The following is a 15,110-nucleotide window of genomic DNA, read 5'->3' on the forward strand; positions in this document are numbered from 1 at the left end:
AGTTAACGCCCCGCGCTCGCACGACCGTTCGTCGCACGCTACAGTTGCCATCGAGTGGATCGCGCGGCCGGGGGGTCGCGCGGAGGTTCTTGGGGGACCGCGAAGCTCATTGGGGAACTATGCATCCGCCTTGGGGGCGGGTGCAGTGATCGCACATTGCTTGGGGGCATGATGCGGACACCGTCCGATGTGTGTGGGGACGCACGATGAGCGCGGTCGAGGGCATCTCGCCCGGCCTGTCGCTGCCGGGGCTGAGCCCGCTGACGACCGTGCGCACGTGGGCCGGCGAAGCGCCGCGGGCATCCGCCGCGCTGGTCAGCCGTCAGCAGTGGGAGCGTCGCTTCCGCGTGCGGCTGCGAACCAGCGACACGGCGATCGTCGCAGTGGCCTGCGCGTTCGCGACCGTGCGCGTGACGGCATCGGGCGCCGTCGCCCCGGTCCCGTACAGCGCGATCGCGATCGCGCTCGCGACCGGCACGCTCTGGCTCGTCGCGCTGATGCTCTTCAACACCCGGTCGGCGAGCGTCATCGGCTCGGGCTCGGTCGAGTACGCCCGCGTCGCTCACGCGACCGGGCTCGCGTTCGGGCTTCTCGCGATCATGTTCGTCGTCTTCGAGTGGGGCGGGATCCGCGCGCAGCTGTTCACCGCTCTCCCCCTCGGGACACTCGCGCTCCTGTTCTCGCGATGGGGATGGCGGCGGTGGCTCGTCGCGCAGCGCGCCGAGGGCAGGTTCGCCTCGCGCACCGTCGTCGTCGGGTCGCGGGATGACGTCGAGTACGCGATCCGCACCCTCGGGCCCGCGGGCCAGCTCGGCTACCTCGTCGTCGGGGTCGCGCTCCTCGAAGGCGCCGGCGAGCGCGTGAGCGTCGACGGCGTCGACTACCCGGTGATGCACGGCGAGGACGCCGTCCTCCGTGCGTCGGAGATCTACGGAAGCGACACGATCGTCGTCGCGAGCCAGCCGGCGGGCGATCCCACGTATGTGAAGCGCCTCTCCTGGTCGCTGGAGGGCACGGCTGCCGAGCTCGTGATCTCGAGCCGGCTCGCCGACGTCGCAGGACCGCGGATGTCGCTCCGGCCGGTCGAGGGGATGCCGCTCATCCACGTGAAGATCCCGACCTTCGAGGGGGCTTCCTTCTACGTCAAGCGGGCGCTGGACATCCTGGTATCGATCACCGCCCTCCTCGCCTTCGCTCCGGTGGCCGCGGTCATCGCTCTCGCCATCAAGACGAACGACGGCGGCCCGGTCTTCTTCCGCCAGGCGCGCGTCGGCCGCGACGGGCACGAGTTCGCGATGCTGAAGTTCCGGACGATGCGGGTGGATGCCGAGTCCGAGCTCGCCGCACTGCTCGCCCGCAACGAGGGCTCGGGCCCGCTCTTCAAACTGAAGCAGGACCCCCGGGTCACCCGCGTCGGCCAGATCCTCCGGAGGTTCTCGCTCGACGAGGTGCCGCAGTTCTGGAACGTCCTACGCGGCGACATGAGCGTCGTCGGGCCGCGCCCGCCGCTGCCCGCCGAGGTCACCGCCTACGACGGCACCGTCTTCCGCCGTCTCTACATCAAGCCCGGCATCACCGGACCGTGGCAGGTCGGCGGACGGAGCGACCTCACCTGGGAGGAGAGCGTCCGCCTCGACCTCCGCTATGTCGAGAACTGGACCGTCATGACCGATCTCGTCCTGATGTGGCGAACCGCCAAAGTCATGGTCACACGTGAGGGAGCGTACTGATGGTCATCGAAATCCCGCGCCCGCTCGACACCGACGCCGACCGCGGTCGGCACCGGACGCAGACCCTCGAGACGCGGACGCTCCACATCGCGATGATCGGCACCCGGGGGGTGCCGGCCTGCTACGGCGGCTTCGAGACGGCGGTCGAGGAGATCGGTCGTCGCCTCGTCGAACGCGGCCACGACATCACGGTCTACTCGCGGGGCGCGGGGACCCGGACCTCGGAGTACCTCGGCATGAGGGTCGTCCGCCTTCCGGCCGTCCCCGTGAAGCAGCTCGAGACCCTCAGCCACACCGGGCTCTCCGCCGTGCACGCCGTGTTCGGCCGGCGGACGGATGCGGCCTTCGTGTTCAACGCCGCGAACTCGCCGTTCCTCCCGGTCCTGCGTGCCCGCGGCATCCCGACCGCCCTCCACATGGACGGTCTCGAATGGAAGCGCTCGAAGTGGGGCCGGCGCGGCAAGGCCTACTACCGCTGGGCGGAAGAGTTCGGCGTGCGGACGGCCGACGCCCTCATCGCGGACGCCCCCGGCATCCGCGAGTACTACGACCGCGAGTTCGGGGTCCCGACGGAGCTGATCCGCTACGGAGCACCCATCCTGGACGGTGCACCGACCGACGGCATCCGCGCCCTCGATCTCACCCCCGGCGGGTACCACCTGGTCGTCGCGCGGTTCGAGCCCGAGAACCATGTGCTCGAGATCGTGGCCGGCTATCGGGCCAGCTCCGCGACCACTCCGCTCGTCGTGGTCGGCTCGGCGCCGTACGCCGCCGAGTACACGCAGCGCATCCGCGCCGCGGCCGGCGACGACCCCCGCATCCGCTTCCTGGGCGGCGTGTACGACCAGGACCTGCTCGACGCGCTGTACTTCCACGCGACGTCGTACGTGCACGGGCACTCGGTCGGCGGGACGAACCCCTCGCTCCTGCGCGCCATGGGTGCGGGCACCGCCGTGCTCGCCTACGACGTCGGCTTCAACCACGAGACCCTCGACGAGCACGGCCTGTTCTTCGCGGATGCCGGCGAGGCCACCCGCCACTTCAGCACCCTCGAGAGCGATCCCGTCAGGGTCGCCGCACTCGGTCTGCACGCCCGCGAGCGCGCTGCCGCAGCGTTCCGGTGGGACGACGTGACCAGCGATTACGAAGACCTGGCGAGGCGTCTCGCCCAGGGGGAGTCCATGCACGCTCGAGGCCGCCGGGCTCGCCGCGACAGCCGAGCGCACAGCCTGAGGGGCACCGGATGAAGGCGAGGAACGCACTCATCGCACCGGGTCATGATGTGCCGGGACGCCATACGGCAGAGTGGGCGCCGACGTCACGGACGACGGGACGCGTCGAGTGGATGGACACCCTTCGAGGCACCGCCATACTCCTCCTCATCGTCTGGCACGCATCGTCCATCCCGGTGCGATTCGGGTTCGATATGCCGACCTGGCTGTTCCTTGTGAACGAAGCGTTCCTGCCCTGGCGGATGCCGACTCTGATGTTCTTGTCAGGGCTGCTTTTGGCGGGCTCGCTCCGCAAGCCCGCGTCCGTCTACATCGTCGGCAAGGTGAGGAATCTGCTCTGGCCCTACGCCTTGTGGGCCGCTGTCTACTTGTCGCTCTTCCCCGGATCCGGTGAGGCGATCAGCGACCCGATGTCGTGGTTCGGCGCGGGGTACCTGTGGTTCATCCTCTATCTCTTCGCCTACTACCTGGTGGCCCCGCTGGTCGTCCGCGCGCCGTGGTGGATCGCACTCCCGGCATTCACCGTCGGCGCGATCCTCATCCCGCATCCGTCGCCCCAGAAGATCTGCTTCTTCGCGGTGTTCTTCTTCGCCGGCCACTACGCCCGCACGCTGATCCCGTTCGTCCTCAATGCACCGCGCACGCTCGTCGGCGCCGTCGGCCTCGTCGCGGCGGCCTTCACCGCGGCATCGGTGACGCTGTCCGCGGTGACCGGAGCGCATTTCTTCGAGTTCGCACCCGCGTCGATCGTCTTCGTGCTCGCGCTCATCGCGCTCAGCATCCGCGTCGCGCACGCGCTCGGTCGTCGGGCATCGAAAAGCCCCCTCCGGCGCGGGATCGCGTGGATCGGTCGCAATTCCGTGGTCTTCTACCTGACGCACTTCCCGCTGATGATCATTGCGTGCGTGATCGCCCGACAGACCGCCGATGCGCTCGGACTGTGGATCGTCGGAGTCTGCTGCGCCACCGCACTTCTCGGCGGCGTCCCCCTGGCGCTGGCGAATCGCCACTGGAGTGTCTCCTGGCTGTTCCGCGCACCGAGCCTTCCCCAAGGGAGAACTCTCATCACCGCTCGCCCCCGGACCGTCGGCGGTGCCGCATGACGGCCGCCGAAACCGTCCGTGCCCGCAGCGACGCCGCGAGCGAAGAGTCGCCTGACATCGACGTCGACGTCGCACGCCGGCTCGGAACGCGACGAGGAATGCTCGCGTCCGTCGGCGGCAGCGCGATCGCTCGCCTGACGGTGATGCCGCTCAGCGCGCTCCTGGGCATCGTCGTCACACGACTCATCCTCGACAATTACGGTGAAGCGACGTACGCCCAGTACACGCTCCTGGTCGGCATCGCGGCACTTCTGCCCTTCGCAGACCTGGGACTGTCCGCCGCGATCCTGAATGCCGCATCCGCAGCCGGAAACCCCCGCACAGACCTGAACTTCCGGGGTGTCCTCGTCTCGTGCATCCGCCTTCTGGCGTGTTGCGCGCTGGTACTTCTGACGGTCGCCGTGGGCATCTACGCCTTCGGGTACTGGGACGCTCTGCTCGGCGACGGGTTGAGCCTGGATTCGGGGGCCCTCGCCGCGACGCTCTGCCTCGCCATCCTCGCCCTCAATCTGCTCGTCTCCTTCGGGCAGCGCATCCTGATCGCGTTGGGCCTGAACACCCTCGTCGTCCTGCTGGGAGCCCTGCAGACGCCGATCGTCCTCCTCGTGCTCTGGCTGACGATCTCGGCCGGCGCGGGCGGCGGCTACATCGCCGTGGCGTCGTACGCGGGCACCTTCCTGGTCAGCGTCATCGCCTTCGTCGTCGCCGTTCGCCGGACCTCGCCCACGATCGGCATCGCGATCCGTCAGAGCTTCAGCCCCCGCGTGCGCGGAGAGCGCGTGCTCAACGTGGCATGGCCGATGCTCGTGCAGATGATCGCCCTTCCTATCGCGATGTCCTCGGACCGTCTGGTGCTCAGCCATCTCGCCTCGCTCGATGACCTGACCGAGTACAGCTTGACGATGCAGATGTTCGGCCCGGCACTCGGGGTTCTCACCACGGCGGGAATGTCCCTGTGGCCGGTCTTCGCCCGGGCTCGCGCCACGGGAACCGCCACACCCTTCTCGCCGCACGCGATGGCCGGGATGTTCGCGGCGCTCGCGCTCATCGGCGGAACGCTCATCGTCTCGCTCTCAGGGTGGCTCGCCGAACTCGCCTCGGGTGGGCGCATCCATCTCGGCTGGCCGATCCTCGTGGCAGGGGCCATCTTCATCGTCGTCCAAGCGGTCAAGCAGCCGTACGGTATGGCGCTCACCGATCCGAGAGGTCTCGCCTTCCAGGCGGTCTGCGCGCTCGTGCTCCTTCCCGTGAACCTGGGGTTGACGATCTCCCTCACACCGAGCCTCGGTGCACCCGGGCCGCTCATCGGCTCCATCGTCGCCGTCGTCATCTGCCAGCTGGCGCCCAACATGATCCTCGTCCGGCAGCGCGCGCGTCGCGCCGCGCTCGTCGACGAGACACGAGAGACAGGAGTCCGCCATCAGTGACGTGTTGTCAGAAGAGGCGCCCGTTCGCACTTCGCCCGTGAGGCTCGCACAAGTCGGCGACTACTCCGTGTCCAATTGGGGCGATCAGCTCTACCCGGGTGTGACCGCTGACCTGCTCCGCCGCATCGGGCTCCTCTCCGAGATCACGCATTTCGCTCCTCTTGCGGGAACCACCCTGGCCGGCGAGCCGATCCGCCCACTGCGCGAGATAAGGCGGTCGGATGCCACTGCTGTGCTTGTCGGCGGCGGGGACCTCGTGCGCTTCGATACGACCACCGTCGCTCTCGACCACATGGCCATACCGGAGGCGGAACGGCATGGGCGCCTCCTCCGACTGCGAGCGGCGTGGTTCGCTCGAAGGCACTTCCTCGCCGGCCCCGGAGTGTGGCTCCCGGAGGACGACTGGGTCCGCGGCGCGCCGACGGTCCTGGTCTCCGTGGGAGCCCGTCGGATGGCGCACGATGCCCGAGCACGAGCGGTCGTGACTCGACTGCGCGGCGTATGGGTGCGGACGTCACACGCCGCACAGCAGTTCCAGGCGGCGGGCGTCGACGCTTCGCGCATCGTCCTGGCGCCCGACATGGTCTTCGCCCACCCGGCACTGTCCGATCCCCAAGGTTCAGCCGACCGAGGCCGACAGGTCATCCGTCGGCGACTCGGCATCGACGAGCCGCTCGTCGTCTTCCATGCCGCGGCGTTCCACGGCTGGCCTGAGGCCCGGATCGAAGCCGCCCTGCGGTCTCTGGCCGGCCTCCCCGTCGCTGTCCTCTCACTGGGCGCCTATTCCGGCGAGGACCGCGCTCTGGCCGCGGCAGCCGAGCGAACCGGTGTCGGCGCCCTCATCGGCCTCGACGCGGACGAGATCGTCTCGGTGTTCGCCGCGGCGGGGGTGGTCTTCACGACGAGCATGCATGCAGCGATCGTCGCGGGCTCGTTCGGCACCCCCGTGCTCACCCCCGGCGTGGCGAAGACCGCCGAGGCTTTCGCGGCGTGCCCCGTCCCCCCGCGCGTCGAAGGCGTCAGCGACGAGGATCTGGCAGAGACCGTGCGCGCCCGACGCGGCGAACGCGTGTCGCATGACCCGACCCCCAATGCCCGAGCCGCAACGACAGCGATGACGTCGATCCTCACGATGGCCGGAGTGCTGTGACCACGCTGCAAACGGTCCTCGTGGCGCACCCCGGGGCGGAGTTGTTCGGCTCCGACCGGATGCTGCGTGAGTCCGTTGCAGGGCTTCGCGAGGGCGGCGCACGAGTCGTCGTCGTCGTGCCCACGACCGGTCCCCTGATCCACGAGCTGCGCACTCTCGGCGCCGAGGTCGTCATTGCTCCTGGCCTCGTGCTCCGCAAGGCGCTCCTACGACCGTCGGGGTGGTTGCGGTTGGTCAGAGAGGCCCTGCGCGGTTTCGGTTCGGCGTGGCGGCTCATCCACCGCGTGAAACCCGACGCGGTGTACGTCAGCACCATCACCATCCCGCTGTGGCCGCTGGTCGCGTGGTTGCGCCGAGTGCCGGTCGTCAGCCATGTCCACGAAGCCGAGGCCTCGGGGAGTGTCCTGGTGAACCGGATGCTGTACATGCCCCACATGCTGGCTCAAGAAGTACTGGTGAACAGTCGTTTCAGCCAGGAGACGATACGACAAGCGCTGCCGAAGCTCGCCTCCCGCGCGCAGCTCGTCCTCAACGGCGTCGTCGGCCCGGATCGGCCCGAGCCGCCTCGGGCCGACACCGACGGGGCCCTCCGCGTTCTGTACATGGGGCGCTTGTCTCCTCGGAAGGGGCCCGACCTGGTCCTCTCCGCAGCGTCTCTGCTCGCCCAAGAAGGCCTTCCGGTCGATGTCACGCTCGTGGGCGACACCTTCCCCGGATACGAGTGGTTCGGAGCGGAGCTGAGGCAGCAAGCGTCACGCGCGCCGAGGAGGATGTCGGTCCGCTTCGCGGGCTTCCAGCCCGATGTGTGGAGCTATGTCGCAGCGTCGGATGTCATCGTCGTGCCTTCGCGGATCGACGAGCCGTTCGGCAACACGGCCGTTGAGGCCGTCCTCGGCCTGCGCCCGGTCATCGTCGCCGACACCAGTGGTCTGCGCGAGGCCGCCGACAGGTACGCCACGGCGCGCATGGTGCCCGTCGACGAGCCGGAGGCCATCTCAGCCCAGCTCCGGGCACTCTCGGAGTCGTGGGTGGCGGTGACAGCGGATGTCGAGGGGAGCCGGGCCGAAGCCCTCCGACGACACTCCCCCGAGTCCTACCGCGCGACCGTTCGCCGTCACGTCGAACGAGCGGTGCGTTCCGCCTCATCCATCAGCGTCGCGGCCGATCGACGGCGCGGCAGAACGCGGTAAGTGCGAAGCCCCCGACCCTTGGCCACATCGTTCGGCAGATGATCGACGCCGCGAAGGAACTCCCGCCCCTCCTCCTGTGCAGCATCCCAGGAGTACGTGCTCGCGACCTTGCGACTCGCGTGCACGACGGCGGCTGCGTCGATCACTCCCATGGCCAGGCCGGCGTCCTCCATGAGACGGGCCCACTGGAAGTCCAGCCCCCACCCCCAGCGAAGGTCCGCCGGGAACGGCAGCAGCAGCCGTGCGGCATCCGCGCGCACCAGCGTGACCGGACCGATCTCGACGAACCTCGTGGTTCGAGCGACACTCAGCAGACGACGCTTCGCAACCGCCCAGTTCGCGTTGCTGAACCGCGTCTGCGCCGGCTGCGCGAGGGCGAGGTCGAGCCGCTCGCACACTTCGATCGCGAGATCCAGGAACCCGTGGGGAAGGACGACGTCGTCGTCGATGATCACGAGCCAATCCACCTCGGGCAGATCCCGCACCAAGACGTTGAGATTCTGGAACTTGCCGGCGACGAGGTGGTCGGCGCCGGTATCCGCCTGCATCCCCGCCGGAACGTCCCCCATGGCCCCGAGGCGGATCTTCACCTCGTGGCGCGATGCTCTCAGCTCCGTGACGGCCGCGCGGATGGGCTCCGCGTTCCGATAGATGCCCACCACACCGACGCTGCGGGGTGGCCCTTTTCGCACCGCGCCGACGCCTCGTGCGAACACCTCGTCCACGGCCTCGGACAACCGACGCCCCAGACGCCTGACCCCAAACCCACTCGTGCGCATGCGACTCCCCAAGTCTGCGTATTCCCCAGGTCAGACGATACCGCTCGTCGTCACGATTCACACACTTCCGACATCGCACGAGGGGGCGACCCCGTAGAATGCGGAAAAGAAAAGCGTCCGCTGGGGCCGTTGGGGCGGACGGGATGCTTGGGGGGATCTGCCATGGTGGATGACGTCGTCCGCGCGGGGAACGTGCGCTCGGGTGCTTCGAGGACTGCACGGTGAGCCTCAACGACTACTTCCTCGCCCTGCGCAAGCAGTGGCTGGCCATCCTCGTACTCGCTTTCCTGGGCGCCGCGATCGGATACGGCTATGCGCAGACGCAGACCGACGTGTACCGCGCACAGTCATCCGTCCTGGTCCTTCCGGCGCGCGGCGACAGCACAGCCGAGCTCGTTCAAGGGTCGAGCTACGTTCAGAGCCTCGTCAACACCTACGCGCTGGTGGCGACGTCTCCGGTCGTGCTCGAACCGGTGATCGATCGACTCGGGCTCTCGATATCACCACGCGCCCTCGCCGGACAGGTCACCGTCGAAACACCCCTCGACTCCGCCGTCCTGAACATCACGGTGACCGGAGGGTCGCCCTCGGGGACTGCGAGGATCGCGAACGCGATCGCCACCGAGCTCGCTGACGCCGTCGAGGGGCTGTCCCCGCAGACGAACACATCCGGCCCGGCCGTCCGGATCGAGACGATCAGCCCGGCCGCGGAGTCACGCGTTCCCATCGCGCCCAACACGAGACTGCTCATCATCGTGGGCGCCCTCGCAGGCCTGGTCGCCGGCATGGTGTACGCCTGGCTCCGCCGGCTCCTCGCAACCCGCCTTCAATCCCGCGAGGACATCGCCGGGGTAACGGAGACGCCGGTGCTCGGCGAGGTCACCGGCGTCGCACGCGGCTCGACACTGCCCGATGCCGTTCGCAGAGCAGAGACAGGGCTGGCTGCCGAGTCCATCCGCGGCGTCGCCGCCGGACTCCGCTTCGCCAACGTCGACGGCGACACGAGCGTCATCCTCGTCACCTCCGCGACCTCCAACGAGGGCAAGTCCTCCGTGGCCCTCTCGACGGCTCTGATCCTTGCTGAACAGGGCCAACGCGTTCTGCTCATCGACGCCGACCTCCGACGTGGTTCGATCGCGAGGATGACCGGGCTCGAGGGCGGCGTCGGCGTGACGACCATCCTGGTGGGCGACATCGGCTTCGGCGACGCTATCCAGCACTGGGGAACGAGCAATCTCAGCGTTCTCGCGAGCGGAACCATCCCGCCGAATCCTGGCCAACTTCTGACGTCCGACCACCTGCGAGAGCTGGTCAAGGATGCACGTGCACGCTTCGACGTGGTCGTGATCGACAGCCCGCCCGTCCTCGCCGTGAGCGACCCGCTCTGGCTCGCACCCGTCGTCGACGGCATCCTCGTGGTCGCCAGACATCGCTTCACGAAGCGCCAGGCTCTCCGACGCACCCTGGACGAGCTCGAATCCACGCGCACGCGGATCCTCGGCATCGTTCTCAACGCCGTCAAGCGTGTCGACTCGAGCCCGTACCACGACAATGCCTACGCGACGTCGCAACCATCACGATGGCGCAAGAGCGAGCGTCTAGGCGGGAGAACGAAGGCGCGGGCGTGAGCACCCGCGCGGTCCTTCCGAACAGCACCACCTTCCTCCAGAGGAAGTGGACGGCTGAATCCGTCGTGGCGATGGTCGTGTGCGTCGTCATCGGGCTGAGACTCACTCTTCCTTTCAACGTTCCGGTCGGCGGCGCCCTCGGACTCCTTCTGATACCGCTGTGGCTCCCCCTACTTCGCCGCGCTCGTCTCTTCGTCGCCCTGGCGGCCCTTCTGGTCGTAGCCGCCGCGGCAGGAGTGCTCCTCACCTGGTGGATGGCGGCAGAACGCGTCTCCCTCCCTTCGGCGGTCATCGAACGCAGCGCCGTCGCGCTCGGCCTGCTCGGGGCGGTCGGAGCTCTCCTGTGGGCCCGGACGATCGTGGGACTGTCGACCGTGGCCATCACGTACGGGGCCGGGATGGCCCTCGGAATCGCGGGCGACCTCGGCGGCAACGTCAGCTGGAGGTTCACCTTCTCGATCCCCCTGACGATCCTGCTCCTGGCCTTGGCTGCCCGCCGAGATCGATTCGTGCCTCAACTCGTCGTGGTCATCCTGCTCGCAGCGATCGGTGCCGTGAACGACGCGCGATCCAACACGGCCATGCTCATGCTGGCCGCAGTCGTCTTGATCTGGCAGCGAATCGGCCGGGCGACGGGGACCACACGACGGCGTGCCGGCAACATCGTGGGCGTCATCCTCTTCGGAGTGGCCGTCTTCTTCCTCGCGCAGGCCGCCATCCTCGAGGGGTTCTTCGGAGAAGCGACGAAGGATCGCACACAGGCACAGATCGATGAGTCGGGATCGCTTCTCCTGGGCGGCCGACCCGAGATCGCGGCATCCGAGGCCCTCATTCGGCTCCACCCGCTCGGCTTGGGATCAGGAATCGTCGCCTCGCGCGCCGACATCACAGCGGCAAAGTCCTCGATGGCTGCCATCGGGTACGACCCGCACAACAATTACGTCGACAGATTCATGTTCGGCGGGGGAATCGAAGTCCATTCGATGCTCGGCGACTTCTGGCTGTGGTTCGGGCTACCCGGACTCATGGCGTGCGCAGTGATCGCGGCCATCGCAGGGCTCGGCCTGGAGCGCGCCCTCCGCGAGGGTGCGTGCACAGCGCTGGCGATCTACCTCGCCACGCGGCTCCTCTGGGATCTCGCGTTCAGCCCGGCTGTCTCGGCGATGAAAACCCTTCCCTTGGCGTTGGTCGTGCTGGCCGTGCCCGTAGCAGCCGTCATCGCGCAGCGCTCGTCGGGTCGGCAGGATGCGCCACCAGGAGACCTCGCGGGGGATCAAAGAGGAACCTGAGGGGCGGGCGAGTCGATAGTCGGTGGAGGCCGAGAGACAGCGCAATCGCCACGCATGCGGTGACCGGCGGCAAGAACAGTGCGGCAGCCCGCACGATCTCGCTGTTCTCCCCGAGCGCGACGCCTGCAGTCAGGAGGATGACGATCGGCGTGTGCGCGAGGTAGACCGGCAAGGTACGCGATCCGAGCCGCACGACAAGCGCGGAACGCTGCAACACCTGGCTGATGGCGATGCCCGCGAGCACCCCCAGACAGGCGAGCGCCGGATACACCCCCGGGATGCGCCCGAGGTCGAAGACGGTCACAGCCCATGCAGCCGCCGCCCAGCCGGTGAAGACCAGGCCGCGAAGAAGCCACCCGCTTCGCGCGGCGTAGGAGAACAGGGCCCGCCTTCCCACCATGCCTATCAGGAAGAACACGTAGTACTTGCAGGCGCCGGTCCAGCTGGGCGACGGAAGGGGCAGGACGTCGGTGAACGCGACGATGGACGCCGCTGCCGCGACCGGGATCGTGACGGCCGCAGGGACCCGGCGCAGCGCCCTGTTGAGGAGGAAGAACAGAGCCAATGCCCAGATGAACCAGAGTTCGAATCGCGGGATGAGGGGCGAGATCACGGTGTCGAAGACCTCTCGGCGCAGGTTGATCTCGACTCCGTGAACCGTTTGTCCGAGGAGGTACGGCCCGAGCCCCAGGAGCTCCCAGAGCAGGAACACCCAGACGAACAGCCGAAGCTTCGAGTTCCACAGCTGAGCGAGCGGCACCGAGACCCACTTGGCGGCGAAGAGACCGGCCAGCGTGAAGAACAGCGGCATCCGCATCGTGGCGAGGACATCGTTGAGCCAGATCCATCCCGACACATCACCCGCCACACCGGCGAGCCATCGTGCGGAGTGGAAGAGGACGACGAGGGCGATCGCCAGCCCCTTGCCGGCGTCGACCCAGTCGACACGACCCTGCGGAAGCGTCGACTCGCGCCGCCACACTGATCCGAACACGATGACCCCCCATCACCGACGCAGCCCCAACCGCGCACCCCACGCACCCCTGCGCAGATGAAAAGTGTCTCATGGCGAAAGGCCTCGGGCACGCCCCATGTTCTGATGAGTCTCCGTCCGCGCCCCCTACCCGAAGGCGAACGCCGAGATGTCACTCCCCCCAGCCCTCACTCGTTCCCGATTGCGGATGACCGCTGCTGCCGTCGCGCTCAGCCTCGTCGCAGCCGGCTCCGTCTTCACCGCGACGGGAGCAGCGGCAGCGACACGCGTCACCGACTCCTTCAGCCGCACTGTCGCGACCGGCTGGGGGACCTCGACCTCCGGGGCCGCGTGGACGACCTCCTCTTCGCGTGTCACGAGCGTGCGCGACGGGGCCGCCGCGGTCCTGCAAGCGCCCGGAACGGCGACGGTTCAGTCGATCCGTTCCCTCGCAGCCACGGACTCGATCCTCAGTGCGACCGTCTGGCCCGAGAAGGCGACCACCACGGGCAATGGATCGACGATCTCACTGGCACTCCGTTCGGACGGCAAGTATTCGTACCAGGCGCGCGTGGGCTTCGGCAGAAGCGGGGTGAACCTCTGGATCAGCCGCTTCGACGGTTCGAGTGGCCGGGAAGTCGTGCTCCGCTCTCTCAAACCGATCAAGGAGCTCCCCGCCGGCGCGCACGTTCGCGCCGAGTTCTCGCTGACGGGGACGTCTCCCGTGAAGATCCGCGCGAGGATCTGGACGGATGGCGCGACCAAGCCCGAGTGGCAGGCGTCCTTCGACGACGCCAGCGCGCAGCGCATCGCACGGGCGGGCTACCCCGCCATCTCGACCTATCTGTCGTCGAGCTCCCCCTCGAACACCGTGCGCATCGATGACGTCGACATCTCGGATGCCGCGTCCCCCACGCCCACCCCGACTCCGCCCCCCACGCCCCCTGTGGCGAACGGTTCGGTGGGGAGCGCGCCGGTCGGCAGCACCAGCTACCCCGTCCCTGCCCGCGCGATCTTCGTCGCGCCGAGAGGCACCCAGACAGGCTCGGGAACGGCGAACGATCCGTACGGGAGTGCCGCGTACGCCGTCTCGAGGGCACCTTCGGGTTCGACCATCGTGCTCCGCGGCGGCACCTACCGGGAGTACGTCTACGTCGGATTCAACAAGGCGCTCACGATCCAGGCCTACCCGGGGGAGGCGGTCTGGTTCGACGGCAGTTCGCCGGTGACCGACTGGGTGAGGTCGGGCAACACGTGGGTGAAGACGGGGTGGACCCACCGATTCGATCACTCCGTGTCGTTCACAGCGGGTCGGGACGACACCTCGCGGTTCGTCGACGACACCAATCCGCTCGCCGGGTACCCCGATCAGGTGTGGATCGACGATCAGGCTCTGAGACAGGTCGGCTCGGCGAGCGCGGTCACCGCAGGCACCTTCTTCGTCGACGAAGGCGGCCGACGCCTGGTGATCGGCTCCGACCCGAACGGCAGGCGCGTGGAGGCCAGCACCCTGGCCCGGGCGTTCAAGGTGCAGGGCAAGCACACGACGCTTCGGGGATTCGGTGTCGAGCGCTATGCGACGACGGTCTCCATGATGGGCGCGGTGACCGCAGAGGTCGATGACATCTCGCTCGAGAACATGGTGGTGCGCGACAACGCGACCATCGGTGTCTACGCATGGAACGACGTCAAGAACTTCCGTCGTCTGACAGTGACGGGCAACGGACTGATGGGACTCGGCGTCAACAAGGCAGCGGATGTCTCCCTGACGGATTCGGTCATCGCGCGCAACAACGCGCAGCGCTTCAAGCCGGCGCCTGCCGCGGGTGGCGTGAAGATCACAGAAGCGGACGGGGTCCGGGTGGATGGCAACATCGTCTCCGACAACATCGGCTCGGGTGTCTGGTTCGACGTCAACTCACGCGACATCCGTGTGACAGGCAACACGATCTCCGGCAACACGACCACCGGCGTTCAGATCGAGCTGAGCGAGAACGCGATCATCGCCGACAACCATCTCTCGAGAAATGTTCTCGGCGCCAAGATCATGAACAGCGGCGAGGTCGACATCTGGAACAACACCATCGACGCCGCCACCCGCGCGCTCAGCTTCGCTCAGGACGAGCGGCGCCAGCCGGTGTCGGGTCTGAAGTCGATCATCCCGTGGCTCCTCGACGACGTGACCGTCCGCAACAACGTCATCTCCTACGGCACCGACTCGAGCACCTGCCCCATCCTCGCCCAGGATTCCGAACGCCGACTCGTCGGCGCTGGAGTGGGAGTGGCGATGGACAGCAACGTCTACTTCCGGCGAGACTCCTCGACCCCCGCCAACCTCGCGTGCTGGGCGAATGGCGCCAACGGCACGAAAAGCGTGAAGACCCTCCCCGAGCTGACGGCGTTCACGGGCAACGACAGGAATTCGGCACTGTGGACAGGCACGCCGATCCTCTCGTCCTCGTTGACCGTGCGCAGCGATGTGCTCGCTTCACCGCGTGCCTCGCTGTCCGGGTTGCCGTCGGACGTCGCAGCCTCCATCGGCGTCGCAGCGGGAACGAAGCGGCCCGGCGCGTTCTCACCCGCCCTGGGCCGGTGACCGAGGTTCGTAC

At 68.1% G+C, this 15,110-nt stretch carries 11 protein-coding genes; 9 read left to right on the top strand and 2 right to left on the bottom strand.

The features are described from left to right. Positions 1–206: 206 nt before the first annotated feature. From AC4NN1_RS13960 to AC4NN1_RS13985, 6 genes are all read left to right on the top strand, one after another. Entirely contained in the window at positions 207–1,730 is a 1,524-nt protein-coding gene (locus AC4NN1_RS13960) for a sugar transferase (protein ID WP_491955655.1), read from the top strand. Next, positions 1,730–2,977, top strand: coding sequence for a DUF1972 domain-containing protein (locus tag AC4NN1_RS13965; protein WP_491955656.1), 1,248 nt, complete (start codon positions 1,730–1,732; stop codon positions 2,975–2,977). Before AC4NN1_RS13960 ends, AC4NN1_RS13965 begins: the two co-directional genes overlap by 1 nt. A gap of 98 nt (positions 2,978–3,075) precedes the next feature. Next, positions 3,076–4,065, top strand: a complete 990-nt coding sequence (locus AC4NN1_RS13970) for an acyltransferase family protein (RefSeq protein ID WP_491955657.1) — start codon at positions 3,076–3,078, stop codon at positions 4,063–4,065. After that, a complete protein-coding gene (locus AC4NN1_RS13975) occupies positions 4,062–5,492 on the top strand; it encodes a lipopolysaccharide biosynthesis protein (RefSeq protein WP_336125648.1) in 1,431 nt (476 codons plus the stop codon). The genes AC4NN1_RS13970 and AC4NN1_RS13975 overlap by 4 nt, the downstream gene beginning before the upstream one ends. 37 nt (positions 5,493–5,529) lie before the next feature. Then, positions 5,530–6,642: a polysaccharide pyruvyl transferase family protein gene (locus AC4NN1_RS13980; RefSeq protein WP_311858653.1), complete on the top strand. Its 1,113-nt coding sequence runs from the start codon at positions 5,530–5,532 to the stop codon at positions 6,640–6,642. Beyond that, positions 6,639–7,832 (top strand): glycosyltransferase family 4 protein, encoded by a 1,194-nt coding sequence (locus AC4NN1_RS13985; RefSeq protein ID WP_491955658.1) that lies wholly within the window; start codon positions 6,639–6,641, stop codon positions 7,830–7,832. Before AC4NN1_RS13980 ends, AC4NN1_RS13985 begins: the two co-directional genes overlap by 4 nt. Here the strand turns inward: AC4NN1_RS13985 and AC4NN1_RS13990 are convergent. Further along, positions 7,757–8,491, bottom strand: a complete 735-nt coding sequence (locus AC4NN1_RS13990) for a hypothetical protein (RefSeq protein ID WP_143015768.1) — start codon at positions 8,489–8,491, stop codon at positions 7,757–7,759. The two genes, AC4NN1_RS13985 and AC4NN1_RS13990, sit on opposite strands and share 76 nt — an antisense overlap. 341 nt (positions 8,492–8,832) lie before the next feature. Between AC4NN1_RS13990 and AC4NN1_RS13995 the strand changes: the two genes are divergently transcribed. After that, positions 8,833–10,239 (top strand): tyrosine-protein kinase domain-containing protein, encoded by a 1,407-nt coding sequence (locus AC4NN1_RS13995; protein ID WP_018185789.1) that lies wholly within the window; start codon positions 8,833–8,835, stop codon positions 10,237–10,239. Then, positions 10,236–11,528, top strand: a complete 1,293-nt coding sequence (locus AC4NN1_RS14000) for a hypothetical protein (RefSeq protein WP_491955659.1) — start codon at positions 10,236–10,238, stop codon at positions 11,526–11,528. The genes AC4NN1_RS13995 and AC4NN1_RS14000 overlap by 4 nt, the downstream gene beginning before the upstream one ends. Here the strand turns inward: AC4NN1_RS14000 and AC4NN1_RS14005 are convergent. Beyond that, positions 11,455–12,522, bottom strand: a complete 1,068-nt coding sequence (locus tag AC4NN1_RS14005) for an acyltransferase family protein (protein WP_491955660.1) — start codon at positions 12,520–12,522, stop codon at positions 11,455–11,457. The two genes, AC4NN1_RS14000 and AC4NN1_RS14005, sit on opposite strands and share 74 nt — an antisense overlap. A gap of 187 nt (positions 12,523–12,709) precedes the next feature. Between AC4NN1_RS14005 and AC4NN1_RS14010 the strand changes: the two genes are divergently transcribed. Then, complete coding sequence (locus AC4NN1_RS14010) at positions 12,710–15,097, top strand: right-handed parallel beta-helix repeat-containing protein (RefSeq protein WP_491955661.1); 2,388 nt, start codon at positions 12,710–12,712, stop codon at positions 15,095–15,097. Positions 15,098–15,110: the final 13 nt, after the last annotated feature.

It is taken from the genome of Microbacterium sp. MDV22-iso44 (assembly GCF_058629135.1).